The sequence below is a fragment of the Chitinophaga niastensis genome (assembly GCF_003014755.1).
GTDB classification, from domain to species: domain Bacteria; phylum Bacteroidota; class Bacteroidia; order Chitinophagales; family Chitinophagaceae; genus Chitinophaga; species Chitinophaga niastensis.
Genome location: NZ_PYAW01000016.1, coordinates 1 through 7,332, shown reverse-complemented (window position 1 = coordinate 7,332; position 7,332 = coordinate 1). Strand labels below are relative to the sequence as shown.

7 protein-coding genes are annotated in these 7,332 nt (G+C 42.8%); 6 read left to right on the top strand and 1 reads right to left on the bottom strand.

Going from position 1 to position 7,332, the window contains the following annotated elements:
* Positions 1-924 (top strand): RHS repeat protein (locus tag CLV51_RS28660; protein ID WP_281261544.1); only part of this gene is annotated, 924 nt, incomplete at its 5' end.
* 478 nt (positions 925-1,402) lie between these two features.
* Here the strand turns inward: CLV51_RS28660 and CLV51_RS28650 are convergent.
* Positions 1,403-1,747 (bottom strand): helix-turn-helix domain-containing protein, encoded by a 345-nt coding sequence (locus tag CLV51_RS28650; protein ID WP_106531551.1) that lies wholly within the window; start codon positions 1,745-1,747, stop codon positions 1,403-1,405.
* 145 nt (positions 1,748-1,892) lie between these two features.
* Here CLV51_RS28650 and CLV51_RS28645 point away from each other — a divergent pair, with 145 nt between their 5' ends.
* The 5 genes from CLV51_RS28645 to CLV51_RS28625 all read left to right on the top strand — a co-directional run bounded on the left by CLV51_RS28645 (position 1,893) and on the right by CLV51_RS28625 (position 7,161).
* Positions 1,893-3,509 (top strand): hypothetical protein, encoded by a 1,617-nt coding sequence (locus CLV51_RS28645; RefSeq protein ID WP_211302156.1) that lies wholly within the window; start codon positions 1,893-1,895, stop codon positions 3,507-3,509.
* Between the two features lie 51 nt (positions 3,510-3,560).
* Positions 3,561-4,529 (top strand): tyrosine-type recombinase/integrase, encoded by a 969-nt coding sequence (locus CLV51_RS28640; protein ID WP_106531550.1) that lies wholly within the window; start codon positions 3,561-3,563, stop codon positions 4,527-4,529.
* Positions 4,519-5,445 (top strand): tyrosine-type recombinase/integrase, encoded by a 927-nt coding sequence (locus CLV51_RS28635; RefSeq protein WP_106531549.1) that lies wholly within the window; start codon positions 4,519-4,521, stop codon positions 5,443-5,445. The genes CLV51_RS28640 and CLV51_RS28635 overlap by 11 nt, the downstream gene beginning before the upstream one ends.
* 31 nt (positions 5,446-5,476) lie before the next feature.
* The gene (locus tag CLV51_RS28630; RefSeq protein WP_106531548.1) at positions 5,477-6,022 is read left to right on the top strand and encodes an ORF6N domain-containing protein; all 546 of its coding nucleotides are present in this window, start codon (positions 5,477-5,479) and stop codon (positions 6,020-6,022) included.
* A 731-nt stretch (positions 6,023-6,753) separates the two neighbouring features.
* A complete protein-coding gene (locus tag CLV51_RS28625; protein WP_106531547.1) occupies positions 6,754-7,161 on the top strand; it encodes a hypothetical protein in 408 nt (135 codons plus the stop codon).
* Positions 7,162-7,332 lie beyond the last annotated feature (171 nt).

Here is a 7,332-nt window from a genome sequence, read left to right as displayed (position 1 = left end):
TTTGGACTCACGATGAGTGGGATAAGTTCAAATGCTTTAAAAGGAAGCAATTATCCGGAGAATAGGATGAAGTATAATGGCAAAGAACTGCAGTCGAAGGAGTTCAATGATGGCAGTGGGTTAGAATGGTATGACTATGGAGCGCGGATGTATGATGCGCAGATAGGAAGATGGCATGTAATAGATCCACTAGCAGACCAAATGCGTAGGCACTCACCTTATAATTATGCGTTTGATAACCCTATACGTTTTATAGATCCTGATGGAATGGGACCAACTGATTTTGTGAAAGATAAAGATGGCAACATTAGATGGGACAAAAATGCTAATTCACAAGCGACAACAAAAGATGGTGAGACTTATTTAGGAAAATCATTGACATTTAATTTTAACAGCTATATTGATGCGAAATTATGGGATGGACCTGGGGGAGATGTGCCAGCAGGGGATAAATTAACATCAACAGTAACTATCACAGGCCAGGAAAATAGTGAAGGAGAATTAACGGGGGTTACAGCTACAAGTAAAGTGAAGATTGGAGAAACTCCTGTCGGTACAGCAAGAGATAATTATCCCGGATTAGGTGATGATCAAAATAAGTTGAGTGCCACAACTACATCTGAAGGAATGAACGTTAGTTTTAAGCAGCATGCGAGTGTGCCTAAGATCGAAGAACTTGCATTAAATACTATGGGGTATAATATTGTCAATGTTGGCCAGAAATTAGATGTTAATATTTCTCCTAAGGGGGCAGTTTCTGTTTCGGCGGCAACTGATGTATTCCCTTCAGCTACACTTAAACTTAATGGTAGTACTATAATGCAATATAATCAGCCTTCATTTAAAGAAACTCATAGGTTCCGTATTGTAAATAATCATTTAGTAAGAGAGTATAAACCAGCAATGTGGTATAAAAGATTGTAAAATGGCTACAGTTAAGTTTAGAATTGTTTTATTGTACTTTTTATTAAAGTACTTGATATTATATGTATTACTTATGTTTATCAGGCAAGATTATGCGTTTTTGAGAGTTGATAAACTTAGGAGTGGAGGCGACTGGTATTATTACATGTTTATGTTTTTATTTTTACCAATCATAAACATGGTGCTGTTTTCTGCGGTTGTCTATTTTTCATTTAAGCTGAAGAATTTTATAGCATTCGTTGCTTTGATTGGCTTAGTTTCCCTTGCAGAATATCTTGTGTATGTTTTTTTTACTTCTCAAAAGTACGTGGATGAATACGGGGTGTATAATGGAATCATAGGTATTCTGTTGTTCATATTATTATTCTACCGGCAAATTAAGCACGTATATCAGGTATCTAAAAGACATCAGGAAACTTGATGTAGTTTGATATTGAAGGTAATAAGGGCCGCAGGAAAGACCTGCGGCTTTTTACTTTTATGCTTTTAGTTTTTTAGCGGTAGTAGTGAGCTGGGCTTCTTTAAGGAAAGCATCCACCACGCGCAGAATAGTATTACGGTCTTCTTCTGAGATTTTATCCAGCAGCTCCAGGCGATAGAGCATTTTTTTATCCTTCACTAAAAAGCTAGTATTACCCACCAGATAATCCAGGCTTACGTCCAGTGCGTCCGCAATCTTTGCGGCTACTTCTACAGATGGTGTAATCTCATTACGCTCATAACGGCCAATGATAGCACCGGAGGTGCCAACAGCCTTACCGAGTTCGTCCCGGTTAAGATCCTTCTCTTTACGCAGTTGTACTATTTTATTACCTAAATCCATACCTGATAAGTGATGAAAATGCCTGATTAATCGGCATTTTAGTAAAATTAGTTTATTGATAGGTGAAAAACAACAATGAAAAGTTTGTTTTTAATTTACCTATCAATTATCTTTGTCACCAATAGGTGAAGAAAAAATATTTTTTATGGCTAAGATCAATATCGATAATCAGGACGCCATTACTTACCAAACGGAGGAACTGGGGTTTACTATCCTGGGAGGTATCCGGTTGGATGGTTTAGACCGGATGCGGGTCACGTTGAAGGTGGAAGTATTAAACCGTAAGTTCCAACACTATCTTGATCATCCTGATATTGCAAATCTTGCCATCCGCCAAAACCTCGACTTATATAATCATCACCAGGTTGAAAAGCTATCAAGACTTATAGCCGACCGGCTGGAAATCGGTAGTAGTCCTGTTGTACAGGCGTTGGGTGAAATCACTGATCAGTTGGAAGGTTATCGTTTACAACAGATCGAAGCCAGGAAGCAGGAACAGGTAAAGCCGCTGAAAGTGCTGACAGAAGCAGAACAGGGGCAAGCGATGCAGTTTTTACAACAGCCCGACTTACTGGAACGCACAAACGAAATTATTAGCAAAAGTGGCATGGTAGGCGAAGAGCTGAACCGGTTGATTATGTACCTGATCTTTACCAGTCGTAAAACTATCCATCCGTTGCATGTGATCAGCTTCGGCAGCAGTGGCACAGGTAAAAGCCACCTACAGGAAAAGATCGGCGACCTGATGCCGGACGAAGATAAGATCGAAATCACCGCTTTAACGGAGAATGCTTTTTATTATTTTGATAAAGGAGAACTGGGCCATAAACTAATATTAATAGAAGATCTGGACGGTATATGGTCTGCCCTGTATCCCTTGCGGGAGCTGCAAAGCAAGCAGCGTATCAGTAAAACTGTTACCATCAAAGACCGTAACGGCAATACTAAAACCATCCACTTAAAAGTTCATGGCCCTGTTAGTATTGCTGGTTGTACTACACATGAAAGTCTGTATGAAGATAATGCTAACCGCTGCTTCCTGTTATATCTTGATGAAAGTATTGAACAGGATGAACGTATCATGGATTACCAACGAAAACTAAGCGCAGGCAAGGTAAACAGCGCGGTCGAGCAACAAGCCCGCTACCTGTTACAGAACGTGCAGCGTATATTAAAACCAGTTACCGTTCGCAATCCTTATGCAGAGCTGTTAAAGATACCGAAGGAGGTTTTTAAACAACGCCGTACCAATGCTCATTACTTGGCCTTTATAGAGGTGATCACCTTTTATAAGCAATACCAGCGGGATATACAGATAGATGAAGCTACAGGCGAACGTTATATTACCACTACCATAGACGATATAAGAGAAGCTAATGAGCTGATGAAAGGTATATTGCTGCGTAAAAGTGATGAACTGAGTGGTGCTACCCGTCATTATTTTGAACAGCTCAAAGTATGCCTGAAATCCAGTGGCGACAGGACTTTTACCAATAGTAATATCCGTACTATGATGCGCATACCATTAAGTACGGTAAAGCGCCACCATGCAGCACTGCTGCAAGTGGGGTATATACGCCAGGTGGAAAGCCGCTACACAAAGGCTTATCATTATGAAGTGCTGAGCTATGAAGAATACCAGCAGCTACAGCAGCGCATCATTACCGTCCTGGATGAAGTAACGGAAGGGCTCAATGGTTCAATAACAGCCCATCAGATAAGTGAGCCAGATAAACGAAAGAAAAAGAAGCAGTTAGCCTGACGGCTCACGTTATACGGATAATACATATCGCACACAAAAACTTATTGTATCATGAAACAGCTTGACTTAAAAAGTGAGGCCTACCGTTATATTGTCCAAAGTTACGGGCAATGGCTAGGGACGCTGGGCTATAATGAGCAAACCGTTTATCAGTTACCTAACCACATACAGGAGCTGCTTTATTATGCGGAGAGAAAAGGCTATGCAGGCTTACATCAGTTGGATATACACCTGTTCAAAGATCATTATTATAAGTTGAAAGGACGGGCTAATCAGCGCCGTGGTGGTGGGTTAAGCAATAGTTATCTAAATAAGCATTTACAGGCATTACAGAAGTTCAGCGATTACCTGCGCCAGAGCGGTAGACTGTTGCTTCCCAGGCTGGACATACGTACAGAAAGTGGTGAAGGTACAGTCACCGATGTATTAACACAGGAAGAAATCAGACTGCTTTTTGAAACGACCTATCAGCCCTATGAATCCCGTAAGCATGATAAAGGTGCTATGTTCTATGAAACTATGCAAAAGCGAGACAGGGCAATGCTGGCAGTGTTCTACAGCTGCGGGTTAAGAAGGAATGAAGGTTATCATCTTGATACGGGAGATATCCACTTCCATAGCTCCCTGCTGCATGTTCGTAAAGGGAAAGGATACCGGGAACGTTTTGTTCCGGTTACTAAGCAGGGTATTAAATACCTGGAACAATACCTGTATGATGCCCGCCCTTACTTTATTACAGGAAAACAGGATGCCCTTTTTGTTACTTATAGCGGCAGGCGGTTGAGTGGTCAGGCGTTACTGATACGGCTGAAATTACTGATAGCCTTATCTGGTAACCTGGAACTACAGTTAAAAGATGTACACCTGCATACGTTGCGGCACAGCATTGCTACGCACCTGTTGCAAAATGGTATGACGCTGGAACGTATCAAAGACTTTTTAGGTCATACCAGTCTTGAAAGCACACAGATATACACTCACTTTTTAGAACAGCAAAATCCTCATATACATGCTACCTGATTATAGTAAGTTCCGGGAATACCTGGTTATAAAACGTTACAGCACTGCTACCATTGATACGGTTATCCGGGCGGTTAATTACCTGCGCCAGTGGGCAGATAAAGAGAACATACCGGAGCTGGAAGATATAAGCTACAGTGATATGTTGGACTTTATGAAGTGGAGCGGTAAAGGTGGTGCATCGCAGAAAACAGTATCTGGTTACCTGACGCATATACGTAAATATTATGAGTGGCTGATCAGTGAGGGCATGATCAGGGAAAATCCTGTTAGTTGTATTAAAGTGCAGGGTATTAAGCGCCGTGCTTATTATGATATTTTAAGTGCTGCGCAGTTAGAAGAACTGTATCAAAATTATACTACAGACATCACTCATGAACCCGGAAAGATGCTGCCACCGCAGGAAATGAACATTTTATCCAGGAGACGTAACAGAGTAATGTTAAGCCTGCTGGTGTATCAGGGCTTGCGTGTAGAGGAAATAGCAGCGTTAAAAGTATCCGACTTGCAGTTGCGGGAAGGTAAGATTATGATACATGCCAAAAGAAGAACAGCAGCCAGGAGTATGACGTTAGAGAGTTCACAGGTGTATGAGTTAATGGATTACTTGCATGAAGTAAGAAAACAGCTTTTACCGGAAGGGGTAATCACTGATCAGCTTTTTGTGCAGCGGGATGGTGGTCAGCATTTTTATAGTGTTACCCAAATGTTGCTAAAGCAGTTACGGCAGATCAACAGCAGGATAAAGAATCTTGATCAGATAAGGGCCAGTGTTATTACGCAGTGGTTGAAACAATATGATCTTAGAAAAGTGCAACACCTGGCAGGGCATAAATACGTAAGTTCTACAGAGGCATATAAACAGAATGTGCTGGATGGCTTACAGGAAGCTGTAAACAGGTTCCATCCGTTGTAAGAAGTATTTACTATAATCTTATATTTTAATCATGAGTAAAGAAAGAAAAGAAATGGTTTTACCTGATGAAGTATTAATCAGTAAAATCTATTACATCAGGGAACATAAGGTAATGTTAGACCGTGATCTTGCAGAGCTGTATGATGTAAAGCCGATACGGCTAAGGGAACAGGTAAAACGTAATATGGACAGGTTCCCGGAAAACTTTATGTTCCAGCTGACAGAGGAAGAAGTGGAAGGCATGGTATCGCAAAATGCGATACCATCCAAAAAGCACCTTGGTGGCTATCTTCCCTATGTTTTTACTGAACATGGCGTGTTGATGCTGGCTAATGTATTGCGTAGTGAAAGGGCTATACAGGTAAGCATCCGTATTATTGAAATCTTCGTAAAGATGCGGGAAATGTTGTCTACGCATAAAGATATTTTATTGAAGCTGGAACAGTTAGAAAAGAAGTCTACCAGCCATGATGCTGATATACAACTGATCTTTGAATACCTCAAAGAATTACTTAGTCCACCACAGGAACCGCGTAATATGATCGGTTTTACACGGCATGATGAAGCGGAAGAATAGGCAGGAAATCAGCAATAGTGCAGAGCTGGAGATATAATATAGTCATACGCGTTAGTATAAAGCCCTGGCAGGTAAAAAGGTCTCACTGCGGCGTCAGTCGGCAAAAAACTGCGCCAGGTTCCGCTGCGCTCCACCTGTCACAGTTTTTGCGCTCCTTCCGCCTCCGTTCGGGCAGCTCCCGGTCTAGCTGGTGGTGTTCTACTCGTGGTTGCCTCTATGGCCGCTATCCCTTCGCTGCCCATTTTGTCCGCCCCCTGCCGTCCGCCCTGGCCTTCCATTTTTGTCTTTGCCGTCCGCTGGCGCTCCCGGCGAGATAAAGGACGAAGGCGCGGCCTGCTGGGGCTTCGTACTGCGCTTGCCCCTTCCGCTGCGCTCCAGGGGCTGCGCTCCGTACTCCCGCCCCAGCGGCCAGGGCGGAATGGCGGGCGGGGGCGGCAGACCGTCTGTTGGGGCGACAGGATATAGCCATCAGCGTTATACCGCTGGCCCGGCGCGGGGAGAATAAGACTGCGCGAACACCAGCAGCAGTACCTTGATCAGCTGCTGTACTATCTTGCTGCGTCCGTGAGAACAGATGATGCGGGGGACGTTAGAACATAGGCTGGACGATAGTTCCCTGATCAACATGAGAATATAAGATCAACAGTAGTAACGCATCATCTATTCTCCCGGACGTCTGTTTTATCCCTCATGCGAGATTGTTTTTTATCCTTCATTTTTAAAATATAATTATGGAAAACAAAACACAGCTACAGCGTGGCGAGGAAAGCTACGCCCTGCAAGTACCGGAACAGGTACGTTTATTATGCGAACTGCTGGACGTTGATCTGTCAAGGATCTTGCAGGTTTTTATCAATGACCTGGGACATGATCTGTACGGCACCAATGGCAGTAGTGAAAGGTGGATGGTGATTGAATATTTTATGAGTTGCGGTTACGGGCTGCATCTTTTTGAAAACGAAGAACTGCATCAGATGTTCTATGAACTGGAACAGCTGCGTAATCGCTGGTGCAACGGCAGCCAGGAGGCAGAAAAAAAGTATGCTGTTTACCGTGATAATTATTTATCCTGCTGGTTCAATACCTGGCTTCAAAAAAGGAGCCCGGGCACAATGACCCAGGCTCTTGAGATGCTTTAAGTAGTGGTGCTAAATAAAGCAGTTGCAAAATAAATAAAATCCGGGCATCGCTGTTCGGATTTTATTTATTTTAGGGGCAGGTCTTTGAAAAAAAATGTGTCGCTGACGGGAGGCGATCAGTGAAAATGCTGACGGGCCGTTGTGGGAAGAGACACATTACTATCCGTTTGG

Excerpts from the sequence above, each read along its gene's own strand:
- CLV51_RS28650 (WP_106531551.1), bottom strand. The coding sequence starts at position 1,747 with ATGGATTTAGGTAATAAAATAGTACAACTGCGTAAAGAGAAGGATCTT.
- CLV51_RS28640 (WP_106531550.1), top strand. The coding sequence starts at position 3,561 with ATGAAACAGCTTGACTTAAAAAGTGAGGCCTACCGTTATATTGTCCAA.
- CLV51_RS28630 (WP_106531548.1), top strand. The coding sequence starts at position 5,477 with ATGAGTAAAGAAAGAAAAGAAATGGTTTTACCTGATGAAGTATTAATC.
- CLV51_RS28645 (WP_211302156.1), top strand. The coding sequence starts at position 1,893 with ATGGCTAAGATCAATATCGATAATCAGGACGCCATTACTTACCAAACG.
- CLV51_RS28625 (WP_106531547.1), top strand. The coding sequence starts at position 6,754 with ATGGAAAACAAAACACAGCTACAGCGTGGCGAGGAAAGCTACGCCCTG.
- CLV51_RS28635 (WP_106531549.1), top strand. The coding sequence starts at position 4,519 with ATGCTACCTGATTATAGTAAGTTCCGGGAATACCTGGTTATAAAACGT.